This is a genomic window from Kribbella sp. NPDC031520 (assembly GCF_055580825.1).
Genome location: NZ_JBVIKS010000005.1, coordinates 242,171 through 257,357 on the forward strand (window position 1 = coordinate 242,171; position 15,187 = coordinate 257,357).

Annotated in this window: 16 protein-coding genes; 5 read left to right on the plus strand and 11 right to left on the minus strand. The window is 68.8% G+C overall.

Annotated features, from left to right (window positions below; genetic code table 11):
• Window positions 1-16: 16 nt before the first annotated feature.
• Window positions 17-502 carry a DUF4446 family protein gene (locus ACZ5BU_RS26380; protein WP_465703100.1) on the plus strand — a complete coding sequence of 162 codons (486 nt, stop codon included), beginning with the start codon at window positions 17-19 and terminating at the stop codon, window positions 500-502.
• A gap of 1 nt (window position 503) precedes the next feature.
• On the opposite strand, the gene ACZ5BU_RS26385 is transcribed toward ACZ5BU_RS26380, so the two are convergent.
• The gene (locus tag ACZ5BU_RS26385; RefSeq protein ID WP_465703101.1) at window positions 504-2,099 is read right to left on the minus strand and encodes a bifunctional phosphatase PAP2/diacylglycerol kinase family protein; all 1,596 of its coding nucleotides are present in this window, start codon (window positions 2,097-2,099) and stop codon (window positions 504-506) included.
• 94 nt (window positions 2,100-2,193) lie between these two features.
• Here ACZ5BU_RS26385 and serS point away from each other — a divergent pair, with 94 nt between their 5' ends.
• Both serS and ACZ5BU_RS26395 read left to right on the plus strand, forming a co-directional pair.
• Window positions 2,194-3,468 (plus strand): serine--tRNA ligase, encoded by a 1,275-nt coding sequence (gene serS / locus ACZ5BU_RS26390; RefSeq protein ID WP_465703102.1) that lies wholly within the window; start codon window positions 2,194-2,196, stop codon window positions 3,466-3,468.
• Window positions 3,465-4,268 carry an HAD family hydrolase gene (locus ACZ5BU_RS26395; RefSeq protein WP_465703103.1) on the plus strand — a complete coding sequence of 268 codons (804 nt, stop codon included), beginning with the start codon at window positions 3,465-3,467 and terminating at the stop codon, window positions 4,266-4,268. The genes serS and ACZ5BU_RS26395 overlap by 4 nt, the downstream gene beginning before the upstream one ends.
• 125 nt (window positions 4,269-4,393) lie before the next feature.
• On the opposite strand, the gene ACZ5BU_RS26400 is transcribed toward ACZ5BU_RS26395, so the two are convergent.
• Complete coding sequence (locus ACZ5BU_RS26400) at window positions 4,394-4,897, minus strand: WhiB family transcriptional regulator (RefSeq protein WP_465703104.1); 504 nt, start codon at window positions 4,895-4,897, stop codon at window positions 4,394-4,396.
• Window positions 4,898-5,516: 619 nt separating this feature from the next.
• Here ACZ5BU_RS26400 and ACZ5BU_RS26405 point away from each other — a divergent pair.
• On the plus strand, window positions 5,517-6,326 hold the full coding sequence (locus ACZ5BU_RS26405) for an HAD family hydrolase (RefSeq protein ID WP_465703105.1): 810 nt from the start codon (window positions 5,517-5,519) through the stop codon (window positions 6,324-6,326).
• Between the two features lie 4 nt (window positions 6,327-6,330).
• On the opposite strand, the gene ACZ5BU_RS26410 is transcribed toward ACZ5BU_RS26405, so the two are convergent.
• The 6 genes from ACZ5BU_RS26410 to ACZ5BU_RS26435 form a co-directional block, all read right to left on the minus strand.
• Window positions 6,331-6,939, minus strand: coding sequence for a bacterial proteasome activator family protein (locus tag ACZ5BU_RS26410; protein ID WP_465703106.1), 609 nt, complete (start codon window positions 6,937-6,939; stop codon window positions 6,331-6,333).
• 20 nt (window positions 6,940-6,959) lie between these two features.
• Complete coding sequence (locus tag ACZ5BU_RS26415; protein ID WP_465703107.1) at window positions 6,960-7,490, minus strand: CGNR zinc finger domain-containing protein; 531 nt, start codon at window positions 7,488-7,490, stop codon at window positions 6,960-6,962.
• 160 nt (window positions 7,491-7,650) lie between these two features.
• The gene (locus tag ACZ5BU_RS26420) at window positions 7,651-10,254 is read right to left on the minus strand and encodes an ABC transporter permease (protein ID WP_465703108.1); all 2,604 of its coding nucleotides are present in this window, start codon (window positions 10,252-10,254) and stop codon (window positions 7,651-7,653) included.
• On the minus strand, window positions 10,254-10,970 hold the full coding sequence (locus tag ACZ5BU_RS26425; RefSeq protein WP_465703109.1) for an ABC transporter ATP-binding protein: 717 nt from the start codon (window positions 10,968-10,970) through the stop codon (window positions 10,254-10,256). Before ACZ5BU_RS26425 ends, ACZ5BU_RS26420 begins: the two co-directional genes overlap by 1 nt.
• Window positions 10,967-11,542, minus strand: a complete 576-nt coding sequence (locus tag ACZ5BU_RS26430) for a helix-turn-helix transcriptional regulator (RefSeq protein ID WP_465703110.1) — start codon at window positions 11,540-11,542, stop codon at window positions 10,967-10,969. Before ACZ5BU_RS26430 ends, ACZ5BU_RS26425 begins: the two co-directional genes overlap by 4 nt.
• A 33-nt stretch (window positions 11,543-11,575) precedes the next feature.
• The gene (locus ACZ5BU_RS26435) at window positions 11,576-12,148 is read right to left on the minus strand and encodes a TetR/AcrR family transcriptional regulator (RefSeq protein WP_465703111.1); all 573 of its coding nucleotides are present in this window, start codon (window positions 12,146-12,148) and stop codon (window positions 11,576-11,578) included.
• A gap of 72 nt (window positions 12,149-12,220) precedes the next feature.
• Between ACZ5BU_RS26435 and ACZ5BU_RS26440 the strand changes: the two genes are divergently transcribed.
• The gene (locus ACZ5BU_RS26440; protein WP_465703112.1) at window positions 12,221-12,640 is read left to right on the plus strand and encodes a VOC family protein; all 420 of its coding nucleotides are present in this window, start codon (window positions 12,221-12,223) and stop codon (window positions 12,638-12,640) included.
• A 114-nt stretch (window positions 12,641-12,754) separates the two neighbouring features.
• Here ACZ5BU_RS26440 and ACZ5BU_RS26445 read toward each other — a convergent pair whose 3' ends face one another.
• The 3 genes from ACZ5BU_RS26445 to mobA are packed head-to-tail and all read right to left on the minus strand — an operon-like array spanning window position 12,755 to window position 15,181.
• Window positions 12,755-13,732: an NAD(P)H-quinone oxidoreductase gene (locus ACZ5BU_RS26445; RefSeq protein ID WP_465703113.1), complete on the minus strand. Its 978-nt coding sequence runs from the start codon at window positions 13,730-13,732 to the stop codon at window positions 12,755-12,757.
• Window positions 13,733-13,748: 16 nt separating this feature from the next.
• Window positions 13,749-14,609 (minus strand): phosphotransferase family protein, encoded by an 861-nt coding sequence (locus ACZ5BU_RS26450; RefSeq protein WP_465703114.1) that lies wholly within the window; start codon window positions 14,607-14,609, stop codon window positions 13,749-13,751.
• 32 nt (window positions 14,610-14,641) lie between these two features.
• Window positions 14,642-15,181, minus strand: coding sequence for a molybdenum cofactor guanylyltransferase (gene mobA, locus ACZ5BU_RS26455; RefSeq protein WP_465703115.1), 540 nt, complete (start codon window positions 15,179-15,181; stop codon window positions 14,642-14,644).
• Between the last annotated feature and the right edge of the window lie 6 nt (window positions 15,182-15,187).

Here is a 15,187-nt window from a genome sequence, read left to right on the forward strand (position 1 = left end):
CTTAGGCTCTAGTTCCGTGTCTTCGACGTTAGCCGGTGCTTTCGGGGTCGCCGCCCTCTTCGTGGCGGTGCTTGCCCTGGTGTTCGCGATCCAGGCCCTCCGGGCGCGGACGGTGCCGTCCGAGAAGACCACCCCCGCCGCGCTCCCCGAGCCGGAGCCGCAACCGGCCCAGCCGGAAGCGAAGCCCGGCACGGTGAAATCGGAGCTGCGGAAGCTGGGCAAGGAGCTGGAGATCACCCGCGGCGAACTGAAGGAGACGCTGCAGCACCTCGCGATAGTGCGGTACGACGCCTTCGGCGACACCGGCGGCAAGCTCTCCTGGTCCGTTGCCCTCCTGGACGACCACGGCGACGGCGTGGTCCTCACGTCGATCAACAGCCGCGCCGACGCCCGTACGTACGCCAAAGAGATCAAGGCCTTCACCAGCGAGTCGAAGCTCTCCCCCGAAGAGGAAGAAGCCATCGAAACCCTCCACAAGGAGGCCGGCCCGACGGTCGACTGAGCTAGCGGCGCTTAGGGACCCTGGCGGTCAGGGCCCCTGGCTCGATTTCGGTGACCAGGTAGCGGCCGGGGCCGATGGGGTCGCCGTCCAGTTGGCGTTGGACGTCTACGGCGGCGTGGATTTCGACCTTGCGGCCGGTGAAGCGTTCCAGGTACATGTCGCTGCGGTTGGTGCGGGTCATCAGGCGCCAGAGCACGATCGGCCACTGGGTGACGCGCCGGGGGGCGAGCACGACGACGTCGAGGAGGCCGTCGTCGGGGCGGGCGTCGGGGAGCAGGGGGATGTTCGCCTGGAGCATGCCGACGTTGCCGACGACGACCGTACGGACGCGGCGTTCGATCGGCTCGGCGTCGTCGATGGTGATCTGCACCCGGACCGACGGGTGGTTCACGTTCTTCGCGGCGGACACCAGGTACGCGGTCCAGCCGATCTGCTTCTTCAGGTGCGGCGGGGCGCCGGAGATGATCGCGGCGTCCAGCCCGAGGCCGGCCATCACGGCGTACCGGTCGTTGTCCAGCTGGTCGCCGTGCACGCCGACCAGGTCGATCCGCCGGTCGCGGCCCTCGAGGATGCGCTCCAGCGCGTCGTCGAGGTCGAGCGGGATGTGCAGGTTCCGGGCCAGCAGGTTCCCGGTACCGGCGGGGATCACGCCGACCGGGATCCCGGTGTGCGCGAGCGCCGAGCACACCACCCGGACGGTACCGTCGCCGCCGGCCACGAGGACCAGGTCGGACTCGTACTCGATCGCCTGCTTCGCCATCGCGTTGCCGGCGTCGTCCTCGCGGGTCTCCAGCCAGAGCGGGTCGTCGTACCCACGGACCGCGAGCGCGCGGGTGACCTTCCGCCGGAACGCCACGCCGTCGCCGACCTTGATCGGGTTCACGATGACGGCGGCCCGCGGCGGAGCCGTCGTACCGTTGCCTTCCCCCGCCGCGGGCCGCCGGCGCCGCCGCAGTCCCGGCCGGAGTCCGAACCCGATCGACGTCGCGGTCAGGATCGCCAGCCCGAGCGCCCAGCCGCCGAGTACGTCGGACACGTAGTGCACGTTCAGCGCGATCCGGTCCGCGGACGCGATCCACACCACGGCGATCACCGGCAGCAGCACCAGCAGCCGGAACCGCCGCCGCCAGCCGCGCACGGACGGCAGTACGACGCCCAGCGCCCCGGCCATCACGAACGCCGCCGCCGCATGCCCCGACACGTACGAGAACCCGCTCGCCTCGGCCAGCATCTGCGCCGGGCGCGCCCGTTCGAAGACCGCCTTCACCACCTGTACCAGGACGAGCTCCGCGACCGCCGATGTGAGCAGCCAGAACGTGAGCAGCCGCGCCCGGCGTTGCCAGAGGTACGCCGCGACGATCGCGATCACCGCCCGCGACGTCCAGGGCAGTACGACCGCGCCGACGACCTGCCAGAAGTCGACCAGCCCCTCGTGCCCGGCCCCGTACGACGCGGCCTGCGCCGCCACCGACTGGTCCCACCGGGCCAGCGGCCCCCAGTGCTTGAACACCAGCACTGTGAGCACCGTGAACGGCAACACACCCAGCACAACCGTCAGCGCACGGCCGACCGCAGTACTGGGTGGGTGGTGGTTCATGGCCCGCTCGGATCCCCCTCAGCGATCGACTGTTGCCACCACATCATCCCGAATAGACTTCGCCGCTTCAGACACGCCCCGATACCCTCAGGGTGTGATTGACGCGAAACTGCTCCGTGAGCACCCCGATGTCGTGCGCGAGGCCCTGACCAAGCGCGGTGAAAGTACGGACCTGGTCGACCAGATTCTGGTCGCCGACAGTGAGCGTCGATCGTCCATCTCCGCCTTCGAGGCGCTCCGGGCCGAGCAGAAGTCGCTCGGCAAGCAGGTCGCCCAGGCCAAGGGCGACGAACGGACCGCGCTGCTGGAGCGCACCAAGACGCTGGCCGCCGAGGTCAAGGCCAACGAGGCCGCCGCGAACGAGGCCGGCAGCCGGTACGACGCGCTCGCCGCCGCGCTGCCCAACCTGGTGTCCGACGAGGCCCCGGTCGGTGGCGAGGACGACTTCGTCGTGGTCGAGGAGGTCGGCAAGCCGCGCGACTTCGCCGCCGAGGGGTTCGAGCCCCGCGACCACCTCGAGCTGGGCGAGCTGCTCGGCGCGATCGACATGGAACGCGGCGCCAAGATCTCGGGCAGCCGGTTCTACTTCCTCAAGGGCGCCGGGATGCTGCTCCAGCTCGGCATGCTGCAGCTGGCCATCCAGCAGGCGGTGGAGAACGGCTTCACCCCGATGATCACGCCGACGCTGGTCAAGCCCGAGGTGATGGGCGGTACCGGCTACCTGTCGGCGCACGACGACGTGTACCGCCTCGAGGACCCCGAGCTGTACCTGACCGGTACATCAGAGGTCGCGCTGGCCGGCTACCACATGGACGAGATCCTCGACCTGACCGACGGCCCGATCCGGTACGCCGGCTGGTCGTCCTGCTACCGCAAGGAAGCCGGGTCGCACGGGAAGGACACCCGCGGGATCATCCGCGTCCACCAGTTCGACAAGGTCGAGATGTTCTCCTACTGCAGGCTCGAGGATGCCGCCGACGAGCACCTGCGGCTGCTGGCCTGGGAGAAGGAGATGCTCGACAAGATGGAGCTCAGCTACCGGGTGATCGACACCGCGACCGGTGACCTCGGCATCTCGGCGTACCGGAAGTTCGACTGCGAGGCGTGGGTGCCGACGCAGGGCCGGTACCGCGAGCTGACCTCGACGTCGAACTGCACCGACTTCCAGGCCCGCCGGCTGAACATCCGGCACCGCGACGCGGACGGCAAGACGCAGCCGGTCGCGACGCTGAACGGCACGCTGGCCACGACTCGCTGGATCGTCGCGATCCTCGAGACGCACCAGCTAGCCGACGGTTCGGTCCGGGTGCCGACGGCACTGCGGCCGTACGTCGGTGGTCGTGAGGTCCTCGAACCGGTCGGCAAATGACCGCGGAGCAAAACTTTGGCAGGCCCACGGTAGTTGCTCTGGACATCGACGGCACCCTGCTCGACCACGACGACGGCCTGTCGCCCGCGGTCGCGGACGCGGTACGACGTACCGCCGAGCAGGTGCCTGTCGTCCTGGCGACCGGTCGCGCGTGGTCGACGACCGCGCCGATCGCCGCGCGACTCGGACTGCCGGCCGGCGGATTCGTTGTCTGCAGCAACGGTGCGCGTACGTTGCGTTATCCGGACGGTGCGGTCGTCGACGAACGGACCTTCGACCCGACGACGGTGATCCGGTCGGTCCGCCGGTACGCGCCGAACGCCCGGATGGCGGTCGAGGATGCCGACGGCAGCTACCTGGTCACCGCGCCCTTCCCCGACGGCGACCTCGGAGCGAACGCGCGGATCCGCGAGGTCACCGACGACGAGCTCGCACCGCAACCCGTGACCCGGTTGATCATCCGGGACCCGGAGCAGTCCGAGAGCGACTTCGTCCGGCTGGCCGAACGCCTCGGCCTGCACGGGGTCAGCTACTTCGTCGGCTGGACCGCGTGGCTCGACATCGCACCGGAAGGTGTGGACAAGTCGACCGGGTTGAAGGTCGCGCTCGCGCAGCTCGACCTGGACCCGTCCGGCCTGCTGGCGGTCGGTGACGGACGCAACGACATCGAGATGCTCACGTACGCCGGTCTCGGGGTCGCGATGGGATCCGCTCCGGACGAGGTGAAGCTGGCGGCGGACGAAGTGACGAAGTCCGTCCAGGACGACGGCGCGGCGGCCATTCTCAACCGCTGGTTCTGATCACGCAAGGCCCTTCGGCCAGAACCGAAACCCTTGACAGTCGACAAGCAAAGGCCCGGAACCCCTGTCAGTACAGGAGTTCCGGGCCTTCGGGCCGATAGTCCGCTGGCGGGCCGAGTATCGGGTCAGGCTACGCGCGTGCTACCTCGGCGCTGCTGGTGCTGCTCGACGACGGTGTCGAACGCGTCCAGTACCGCGCTGACCTCCGGGCGCGGCCGCGGAGTCTTCGCAGCCGGGCTCTGACCGCGACGCGCACGCCGCAGGTGCCGCTTCACCGTCGACAGCGAGCAGCCGAGGCGCATCGCCAGCGACTCGAGGCTGTCGTTCGGGTACTGGGTGCGCAGCCGCAGAACTTCTTCGTGGCTCACCGGCCGGCGCGTCCCCCGCGCGCCGGCAAGCTGGTCGAAGTCGTCGGCCTGCACCTCGACGTCGAGCAGGTTCCGGATCGAACGCCGTTGTGCAGCAGTGGTTCCGGCGACGAAACCGCTCACGTCGTGCTCCGCGACCGCGCTGTACAGGCAGTCGGTGAAGAGCGGGCAGGAGGCGCACATCGCCTTCGCCTCACGGACCAGCTGTTCGTACCGTTCGCGGGTACGGCGGGTTGCAGACGCAGGCGGCGGCTCTTCCATCAGGCGGTGCTGAAAGACATCGGGACGTGCTGTGCAGCCGGTCATTGCCCCTTCCCTGACGGTACATGTGTCGACAGCCGCTCGAGAGCTTCTGCCCCCCGGCCCCGCTAGATTGGCGCTGTTGACGGTCATCAAGGCTCCCCAAGTATCAAGACCCGAGTGAACGAACGGTGAACGACGTTCGTTCGCACGGCTCCACTAGCTGGTGGACCCGCACTTTGTTGCCGGCCCACCGTGTCGTCCCGGGCGTGGGACGCACCGATCCATAACTCTTGACGCCACTGCCGCGGTTTTGGTTGCAGCCAATTCCGCAACAGTTCTTCGACGTTTGTGTGTGCTTCCGGAGTGGGTGGCATCAGTCGCGCTGATCCAGAACACGCATAGGACGCGGCCGAACGGCCCCCGGTTCCCCGCCAGACCTAGGCATGGAATCACGCGCCAACCCTGCAGTGCAGGGGAACTTGCTGCCTTTGCAGCATCCTGCCGTAACGGTCTGATGACGTTGTCAAAGGCTCAATCAGAAACGTCAAAAAGACCTGAATCCGGCTGCACACTGCTTGCGCCCAAGGCACTTGGAAGGGTAATGCGGTACGGGGTCGTTCAAGGCTACGGTTGCCCCGTGAGTGCTCCGCAGTACCCCCGCCTGATAGCCACCGATCTCGACGGGACGCTCGTCCGCAGTGACGGGACGATCTCCGAACGGACCCGCGCCGCGGTCCTCGCGGCCCAGGCCGCCGGAAGTGTTTTCGTGATGGTCACCGCCCGGCCACCTCGCTGGCTGCACGACCTGGCGGACCTGGTCGGCGACCACGGTGTCGCAATTGTTGCCAACGGCGCCATTCTGTACGACGTCCTGCGTGGTAAGGCGATCCGGACCCGGTTGATCGACCCAACGGTCGGTCTCGAGGTCGCGCGGGCGATCCGCGCCGCAATCCCGGACGTACAGTTCGCCATCGAGCGACCGGACCGCTACGGACAGGAACCGGTCTACCTCAACCGCTGGCCGAGACCCGACGACACGTTGATCGCCGACATCGAGGTACTGCTCGCGGAGCCGGCCGCGAAACTGTTGGTACGGCACCCGAGTCTGCACTCCGACGACCTGCTCGCACTGGTGGATCCGCTGGTCGGCCAACGAGTCACCGCCAGCCACAGTGGAGGTCACGGTTTGGTGGAGATTTCCGCGACCGGGGTGAGCAAGGCCGCGATGCTGGCCGATTTCGCCGCCACACAAGGGATCTCGGCGGCTGAGACGATCGCGTTCGGTGACTCGGTCAACGATCTGCCGATGCTCGCCTGGGCCGGTACCTCGTACGGCGTCGCGAACGCGCATCCCGAAGTCCTCGCGGTCGTCGACCGAACTGCCCCGTCAAACGACGAGGACGGCGTCGCCGCCGTCCTCGAAGGGTTCTTCCAGCCTTTGAAATAAGGCGTTACAGATACATCCCGCCGCTGCCCGGGCCGTCGGGGTTGCCGGCCTGCGGTGCGCCGGGGAACTGCCCGTCGGCCGGGAGCTGCTGGCCGCCGGGGAGCGCACGGCGCATCTGCTCCAGCTGCTGCCGCGCGGCCATCTGCTGCGCGAACAAGGCGGTCTGGATGCCGTGGAACAGGCCCTCGAGCCAGCCCACCAGCTGCGCCTGCGCGATCCGCAGCTCGGCGTCGGTCGGCGTGCTGTCGTCGGTGAAGTCGAGGCTGAGCCGTTCCAGCTCCTCGACCAGCTCCGGCGCCAGGCCGCTCTCCAGCTCCTTGATCGACGCCTCGTGGATCGACCGCAGTCGCGCCCGGGACGCTTCGTCGAGCGGCGCCGACTTCACCTCTTCGAGGAGTTGCCGGATCATGTTCGCGACCCGCATCACCTTGGCCGGCTGTTCCACCAGCTCGGTGACCGAACGCGGTTCGTCGTCCCGCTCGTCATCGTCGTGGTCGGAGCGCGGCGGCCCCTCGACGGCCATGCCGTCCGGCCCGACGATCAGCACCTTGCCGTCCTCGGTGCGCGCCCCGGCCATCGGAACTTCCTGGCCCTCGCTGCTGCTCTCGCTCATCTGCCCATCCTAGGTCGAGCTCAAGCGGTACGGGCGCGGTGCCTCCGTACAGCGTCGCGGTTGGCGCAGGCGGGGCTGCAGTAGCGCTGGCGACCGGTGCGGGACAGGTCGGCGTACACGTTCTCGCAGCCGTCCGTCGCGCAACGGCCGAGCCGGGTGACGCCACGACCGGCCAGGTGCAACGCCGTACCGGTGCTGATCAGTGTCGCGACCAGCCGCCCGACGGGGACGTTGGCGGGACGGTAGTGCATGTGCCAGCCGTCGCCGGCGTGGTTCGTGAGGCGCGGGTGCTCGGTGTACTTCGCGAGCATCGCGTTCACCAGATCGACGCGGGTCTGGTCGTCGGTGGCGTCAACGACCTGCAACCACTCGTCGAGCGCCGTACGTACGGTCGCGAGATCTTCGGCGGTGACAGTGCGCGCGCGGACGAGCCGGTTCTCGACGCCGCTCGCCTCGCATCGTTCGGCCAGCTCCTCCGGCGTGTTCGCCGGACGGGTGGCCAGGTTCACGGCGAGCATGACCGCGTCCGCGCCGTAAGGGTTGAGATGCATAATGCCATTACATCACGATGGGTGCATGACAGACACACACCGGCACCGCTGGAGCCCTGTCTCGAGTCACCAGGTCAGCGACGGACTCGTGGTGTACCAGCGATGCGCCTGCGGCCGATGGCGCATCACCTCTACACCGCCGCACCCCGTCGCCTACCCCTTACTCGACCCGGCTGACCATCGGTAGGCGCGAGCGCGTCAGTAGCCAGGCGAGCAGGCCGGCGAACAGCGGTACGACGAGAACGATGCCGCCGATCTCCGCCCACGGGACCACGAAGTGCGGCGATCCGAACGCCGCGTGCGCGGTGTAGCCGTACAGCGCGCCGACCCCCACGCCCAGCACGCAGCCCAGCTGCCCGAGCACCCACGCCTGGGCCGCCGCCAGCGACCGCCGGCGCCGCGGCGGGGCACCGATCGCCGCCAGCGTCGCGAGATCGGCCCGGCCCTCCGCGGCCGACAGCGACACCGAGATCGCGACGCCGAGCAGCGTCACCACCGTGGCCGCGAGCAGGATCCCGATCAGGAAGAGCTTCGCGGGGCTCTGATACCCCTTCTCCACCAGCAGTCCCTCGTCGGTGCCGAGGATCCGGCTGACCGCGGCGAGCTCGTCCTTGGTCGGCTCCCGCTTCAGCTCGAAATGCACCTCGGCGACCTGGATCGTGCCCAGCTTTCGCGCCGCGTCCTGACTGATCAGCGCAGTGTCGCGAAGGAACTGCACCGGCGGCGGCTTGCCGACCGACACCGCGTCCAGGTTCTTCAGGTACTTGTCGCTGTCATCGTTGTGCATGGCAACCTTCTGCCCTGCCTTCAGCGGTACACCCGGCAGTACGACCTTGCCGGCCCGCATCGCGGCGGCCGCCTGCTGGCCGTACTCACCGAACTGCGCGACGAACGCCGGATCCGCCGCCTGCAGGGCGAAGCCGGTGGAACCCTCGAAGTTCTCCGGCGTCGCGACCGACAGCGCCGGTACGTAGCCGTACTGGTTGGCCTTCGCGTTCGGCAACAGTACGTAGCCGAGCTCGTGCTGCTGCCGCACCGGAAGGATCCCGTCGAGGCTGCTGATCAGCTCCGGCTTGTACGTCAACCCACCCGGGACGCCCTGCGCGAACCGCAGTACGGCGTTCCCGTGGTTGCTGGCCGCGACGTAGTTCGCCGCGTCCGCCGCGATCGAGTTGGACGCCGCGAACGCGACCGCCGCGGTACCTGCGACCGCCATCATGATCGCCGCCGTTGCGGGCCCGGTGCGATGCCGGTGCCGGGACGCGTCCCGCAACGCCATCCGCCCGCTGAGCGGCAGGGCGCGCGCCAGACCGGCCGCCTTGGCGACCAGGCTCGGCAGCATCCACACCAACGCGGCGATGGTCGCCGTGATTCCTAGCAGTACGAGCGCGATCGGTCCGGTGGGTGTCGCCGTCGCCTGCGTCCCGAGCGGTGCCTGTCTCGCCGACCTCAGTGCCGCGGCGATCATCGCGCTGCCGCCGAACACGCACGCCGGCCCGGCGCCCAGCAGGACGACCGCGAAGGTCCGGATCCGCGCGGCCTTCGCCGTCACGGTGAACCGCCCGGCCAGCGCGGCCACCGGCGCCTGCCGTCCGGCGCTGATCGCCGGTACGACCGCGGCGGCGAGCCCGGCGCCGACGCCGAGGACCGCGATCCCGGCGATCGTGCCCCACGGGATCTGCCACGCGGTGAAGATCGAGTCGGTCATCGCCTCCCACAACGGCTTCGCGCTGAACACCGCGACGCCCGCGATCACCAGTCCGCCGAGCACCCCGACCAGCCCGGCGAACAGACCTTGTGTCGCGACGATCCGCCGGACGTCCCGCGGCGTACCACCGGCGGCCAGCACCAGGCCCAGCTCCCGCGTCTGGCGGCGAGCGCCGACTGCGAACGCCGTACCGGCGAGTAGCACGATCTCCAGGATCCCGAAACCGATCACCAGCGCCATCGCGGCGTACGGACCGACGTCGTCGGCGGTCGTGCCCGACGGCGAGGGCGGCGGATCGATGATGGTTGCCCGGGGCAAGAGATACAGGCCCTGGTCGACCAGCTTCGCGTTCAGCTGGTCGACGTCGGCGGCGTCCGGCAGGTCGACCAAGTACTGGACGGTGCGGGTCGGATCGGTGTCTGCCAGCGCGTTGTCCGGCGTACCGAAGATCGTCGGCGTGCTCTGGCTGGTGATCATCCGCGCGATGCCGACGACGGTGTACTTCGCACCTTCCGCACTGGTCACCGTGTCGGTCGCACCGAGCTTCGTCGCCAGCGACGGCGAGATCGCGACCTCGTCCGGCTTCGCGGGCATCCGGCCCTTGTCCAGCTTCACGGTCCCGGCCGCCAGCGGACTGGACCCGTCGCCGGTGATCAGCGTGGCCGACGTCTTCGAGTCCGCCGCCCGGAGCTCGGCGATCCCCGAGTCGACGAGTTGGCGCGCGAGCTTGGTGCCTGGCGGGAGCAGCGGCAACGGGTCGAACGTCGCCGGCGTCCGGACGGCGCTGTCGTGCCCGTCGGCCGGCGGCGGTTCGCCGTACAGCAACGTCTCGCCGGGCGGTACCTGGAGCTTGCCGTACTGCGTGACGTCGAGCCGGCCGTCGGCGCGCCCGATCGTGTTGTTCGCCAGCGTCTCGCCGGTCGGGCTCGCACTCTTCAGTACGATGCCCAGCCAGGTGGCGGCCAGGACCGGCAGGCCGATCAGCGCGGCGACCAGGATCGTCCGGCCGATCGATCGTCGTGCCGTCCGCCGCGCGATCCGCAGTGCCGTACCCATCAGTGACTGTCCTGCAGCAGCGCGTCGGCGTCGGCCAGCGGCCCTGCTTGTCCGACCAGTACGCCGTCACGCAGGTACACGACGCGATCCGCCCAGGCGGCATGGCGAGCATCGTGCGTGACGAGTACGCCGCCGATCCCGTGCTGGTCGCAGCGGTCCCGGAGCAGCCGCAGTACGGCTTCACCGGTCTCGGAATCGAGCGCTCCGGTCGGCTCGTCCGCGAGCAGCAGGCGGCGCTCGCCGACGATCGCGCGGGCGATCGCGACTCGTTGCCGTTGGCCACCGGACATGTCGTCGGGGAAACGGTCCGCGAGTTCGCCGATACCGACCTCCGCCAGCGCGGCGACGGCGTGCTTACGCGCGCTCCGGCTGCGCGTGCCGTCCAGCTCCAGTGGGAGCGCGACGTTCTCGGCCGCGGTCAGCGCCGGGATCAGGTTGAAGTCCTGGAAGACGTAGCCGATCCGGCGCCGCCGGAGCGCGGCGACCGCGTTGGTGCCGAGGGTGGCGAGGTCGTTGCCGTCGACAAGTACTTCGCCGCTGGTCGGACGGTCGAGACCGCCGGCACAGGTGAGCAGCGTCGACTTGCCCGAGCCGGACGGACCCATCACGGCGACCAGCTCACCGGCCGCGACCGTCAGATCCACGCCGCGCAGGGCATGTACGGCCTGCTCGCCCTCGCCGTGCGTGCGGGTCAGGTTGCGGATGTCGAGAATCATGAGCGGGCCTCCTGCTCGTCCGGTACGTGCGACTGGTTCTGCGGTACGGCCCGCGGCTTTCCGCGGTGGCGTAAGAGCATCGCCTCGCAGTGGTCGAGCCAGCGGATCTCGGCCTCGGCGCCGAAGATCATCGACTCGATGACGAGCTGCCAGGAGATCTCGCCGTCGGTGCTGTTCCGCTTCAGCCGGGTCAGCTCCTGCAAGGAGTGCATCGTCGACATCCGCTGCCGCTGCACCACGGCGCGTACGTCGACCCCCGGTACGGCGAGGGCGAGCGCGAGCTTGATCGCGAGCTCGTCGCGCGGCCGCGACTCCCGGGTCACCGGGGTCTCGAACCACTTCGCGAGCTCGATCCGCCCGGCGTCGGTGATCTCGTACATCGACCGGCCGTCGCCCTCGTGGGACGCGGCCCGGACCAGTCCGTCACGCTCCAGACGCGTCAGCGTCGTGTAGACCTGCCCGATGTTCAACGGCCAGGTCGCCCCGGTGGCGGCCTCGAACTCGCCGCGCAGCTGATAGCCGTACTTCGGCCCGTCCTGGAGCAGCGCCAGCAATCCATGCTTGATCGACATAGATACTGAGTATGCATACTGGGTATGCGCCCGTCAATCCTCCCGCACCAGGCGACGGACCAACCGGGCCGTGATCGCGTCGACGTCGTACGGGCGGCCGGTGCCCGGGGTGAGCTGGTCGAGCATCAGGCCGTCGATCGCGAAGTGCAGCAGGCGGATCTCCTCAGCGCCGCCGGGCAGGCCGGCGTTGGCGTTGAAGGCGACGTCGGCGTCGAAGCCCTGCCGGAGGGTGCGGGACAGGATCTCGTGCAGGCCGGGGCGGCGGGCGGCCTCGAGACGGAGCTCGAACAACGCGAGCGTGAGCTCGGGGCGGGCGAGTAAGCGCTCGACGATGTGGTGCACGTAGTCGATCGCGAGCTCGATCCCCGGTTCGCGTTTCGCCAGCGGTTCGAGGACGGTCTCGTCGGGGGCGAGGCGTTCGAAGATCCGCTCGCCGAGCGTGCCGAGCAGGGCGTCGCGGGTCTTGAAGTAGTTGGACGCAGTACCGGCCGGAAGTCCTGCGGCGGCGTCGACGGCGCGATGAGTCAGGCCGCGGGCGCCTTGGGTGGCGAGAACGTCGAGACCGGCGTCGGCCAACTGGGTGCGGCGTTCCGGGTTCCGGGGCATGTTGACAGGCTAGCAGAGTTCCACTACAACTGTCGTACACAACAACGACAGCTGTAGTAGTCAGGAGAATGTATGCAACCCGCAGCCTTCGGCGCGACTGTGGTCGCCGATCGCCCTTCGGACGTCGCCGCCTTCTACACGCAGTACCTGGACCTGCAGGTCGGGATCGACCTCGGCTGGTTCGTGACGGTCCGCCGCGGTATGGCGGACTGGGAGCTCGCGATCATGGAGCGCGGGCATCCGACGATTCCCGCCGCTGTGTCTGCTTCGACGGAGAACTCGAACGTCTTCGGTTTCGTGGTCGACGACGCCGACAAGGTCGCCGACGCGCTGCGCCACGGCGGCGTACAGCTCGAAGGCGACCCGGTGACCGAGCCGTTCGGCCAGCGGCACTTCTTCGTCCGCGACCCGGCCGGCACCTGGATCGACGTCATCCAACTGGTCGAACCGGACCCGGAATGGGCCGCGGCCAACCTGCCGCCGGCCCCATGATCCGTCGCTGCGGATCTCCAGCACTCAGCAAGTCGACCTGAACGCCGCGATCGTTGGTCGACTGAGCGTCAGCCGCGACCGGCGGCGCAGGTTGGTGAGTGCTGGGGGTCCGCCTCAGATGGTGAGGAGGACCTTGCCCAGTTGGGTGGACTGTTCGAGGGTCTGGTGTGCCTTCGCGACCTCGGCGAGCGGGAACGTGGAGTGCACGACCGGGAGGACCTTCTTCGCCGCGATCAGCGGCCAGACGTGGCCGACGACCTCGGCGAGGATCCGGCCCTTGTCCTCGACCGACCGGAACCGCAGGCCGGTCGCGATGATCGAACCGCGGCGGCTCATCAGCCGGCCCAGATCCACCTCACCGGTCGAGCCGCCCTGCATCCCGATCACCACCAGCCGCCCGTCGAACGCGAGCGACTTCACGTTGTCGGTCAGGTACTTCGCACCCATGATGTCCAGGATCACGTCGGCGCCCGCGCCCTTGGTGGCCTCGTTCACGACGGAGGCCCACTCGGCTTCGTTGTAGTTGATCGCGACGTCCGCACCGAGCCGGGTGCAGAACTCCATCTTGTCCTTGGTGCCGACCGTGGTCAGCACCCGCGCGCCGTGCGCGACGCCGAGCTGGATCGCCATCGACCCGATCCCAGACGAGCCGCCGTGTACGAGCAGCGTCTCGCCGTCCTTCAGGTGCGCGGTCATGAAGATGTTGGACCAGACCGTCGCCACGACCTCGGGAAGTGCGGCCGCGCTGATCAGGTCGAGACCGTCCGGTACCGGCATCACCTGCGGCGCCGGTACGACGACCTTCTCCGCGTACCCACCGCCGGCCAGCAGGGCGCAGCACTCGTCGCCGACCGACCAGCCCTCGACCTCAGCGCCGACCTTGGCGATCCGGCCGGACACCTCGAGCCCGATCGTGCCCGGAGCGCCGGGCGGCGGTGGGTAGAAGCCCTGGCGCTGCAGCAGGTCGGCACGGTTCACCCCGGCGGCGACGACGTCGATCACGACCTCGTCGACGGCCGGTTCCGGGTCCGGGATCTGGCCGATCCCGAGCAGCTCGATTCCGCCGGCACCATCAACCACGACAGCTCGCATGCAGCCCAACTTACCCTCAGTCGCCGACCAGCTTCTCCAGGTCCAGCGCGATGCTGTCGAGGTGAGTGGTCTCGCCGATCGACTTGAACCAGTCCCACAGTTCGAGTGAGTGGTACAGCCGGTAGAGGTCGATCCGGTCCTGCGGTACGGCGCCGTACCCGTCTGTGAGCCCTGCGAGTTTGGCGGCGTTGTCGTGGACCGAGTACTGGATGGTCTTCGCGAGGTCGATCAGCGGGTCGGCGGCGATCGCGTTCTCGACGTCGATGAAGCCGTTGACCTGCCACGTTGCCGGGTCGACGAGGATGTTGCCTTCGTGGAAGTCGTTGTGGCACAGGACGGCTGACTTGTTGTCCGCGAACAGGTGCTGGTTTCGCTCCACGTGCTGCGCGATCTTCGTGTGCAGCTCCGGGTCGCCTTCGAGCTCTTCGAACTCGTGTAGCTTCTTCGCGAACTGGCGGCGCATGTACTGGTCGTTGTCCGGCAGCGGGTCGACGATCTGGTCGGTCAGGTAGCCGTACTCCGGCTGTCCGATGCTGTGGATCCGCTGGAGTAGTTCGCCCAGCTCGGCGTACGTCGTACGCCAGTCTGTTGGCTGTGCCTGCGACAGTGGTACGCCGTCGAGCTTGCTGAGCATCGTGACGCCGTCGCCGACGTGCAGGACCTTCGGTACGTGACCGCCGACGACGGGCTCGAGCATGCCGTAGACGTGTACTTCTTTCGCCTGTTTCCAGCGCCACTCGGGCGCGTAGACCTTCACGATCACGGGGCCGTCGGTCGTCAGCACCTCGTACACGGTGCTCAGCTGACCGCCTGTGCGTTCCGTTGTGGTGCTGGCCTTGGTGTGGAGCGCGTCCTCGACCAGTTGCGCGACGTCCATGCTGTGAACCTATGGGCGCCGTCCAGCGGTTTTCAGTCGTCCAGGTCGGCCCAGGTGTCCACGTCGTCGCCGGCGCGGGTTGGTTCGGTCCAGGCGAGGTCGAGGGTGGCGAGAGTACGGCGTACCGACTTGTTGCGCGGGTCGCCTACCTGTGCGATGGCTTCGGCCAGAGCGGTACGGCGATACGCGGCGGCGAGCTGCTGCTCCTGGCCGGCGGTGTCACGCAGCCCGAACCCGTCGTGGTCGCTCAGACCGTTCACGAGCCTGTCTACGTCCCCCGTGGTGATCCAGGGCAGATCGCAGCTAACCACCACGACAACGGGCGCCGAACCGTACGTCAGCCCCGCAGCGAGCCCAGCCACCGGCCCACCCGCCGGCGGCTCCTCCAACGTCCACTTCACCGGTCGGTACGCCGTCCGCACCGCCCCCACCACCACGGTCTCGGCCGCACCGGCGGTCGCCGTCAACACCCGGTCCAACAACGACACCCCGTCCAAGACGAGCATCGCCTTGTCCACACCCCCGAACCGAGTAGACCCACCCCCCGCCAGCACCACCGCGTCGAACTCCACCCGCTC

Bases quoted from the DNA above. Each gene is read 5' to 3' on its own strand.
- ACZ5BU_RS26385 (WP_465703101.1), bottom strand. From the start codon at position 2,099: ATGAACCACCACCCACCCAGTACTGCGGTCGGCCGTGCGCTGACGGTT.
- ACZ5BU_RS26395 (WP_465703103.1), top strand. From the start codon at position 3,465: ATGACCGCGGAGCAAAACTTTGGCAGGCCCACGGTAGTTGCTCTGGAC.
- ACZ5BU_RS26400 (WP_465703104.1), bottom strand. From the start codon at position 4,897: ATGGAAGAGCCGCCGCCTGCGTCTGCAACCCGCCGTACCCGCGAACGG.
- ACZ5BU_RS26410 (WP_465703106.1), bottom strand. From the start codon at position 6,939: ATGAGCGAGAGCAGCAGCGAGGGCCAGGAAGTTCCGATGGCCGGGGCG.
- ACZ5BU_RS26415 (WP_465703107.1), bottom strand. From the start codon at position 7,490: ATGCATCTCAACCCTTACGGCGCGGACGCGGTCATGCTCGCCGTGAAC.
- ACZ5BU_RS26420 (WP_465703108.1), bottom strand. From the start codon at position 10,254: ATGGGTACGGCACTGCGGATCGCGCGGCGGACGGCACGACGATCGATC.
- ACZ5BU_RS26425 (WP_465703109.1), bottom strand. From the start codon at position 10,970: ATGATTCTCGACATCCGCAACCTGACCCGCACGCACGGCGAGGGCGAG.
- ACZ5BU_RS26430 (WP_465703110.1), bottom strand. From the start codon at position 11,542: ATGTCGATCAAGCATGGATTGCTGGCGCTGCTCCAGGACGGGCCGAAG.
- ACZ5BU_RS26435 (WP_465703111.1), bottom strand. From the start codon at position 12,148: ATGCCCCGGAACCCGGAACGCCGCACCCAGTTGGCCGACGCCGGTCTC.
- ACZ5BU_RS26440 (WP_465703112.1), top strand. From the start codon at position 12,221: ATGCAACCCGCAGCCTTCGGCGCGACTGTGGTCGCCGATCGCCCTTCG.
- ACZ5BU_RS26445 (WP_465703113.1), bottom strand. From the start codon at position 13,732: ATGCGAGCTGTCGTGGTTGATGGTGCCGGCGGAATCGAGCTGCTCGGG.
- ACZ5BU_RS26450 (WP_465703114.1), bottom strand. From the start codon at position 14,609: ATGGACGTCGCGCAACTGGTCGAGGACGCGCTCCACACCAAGGCCAGC.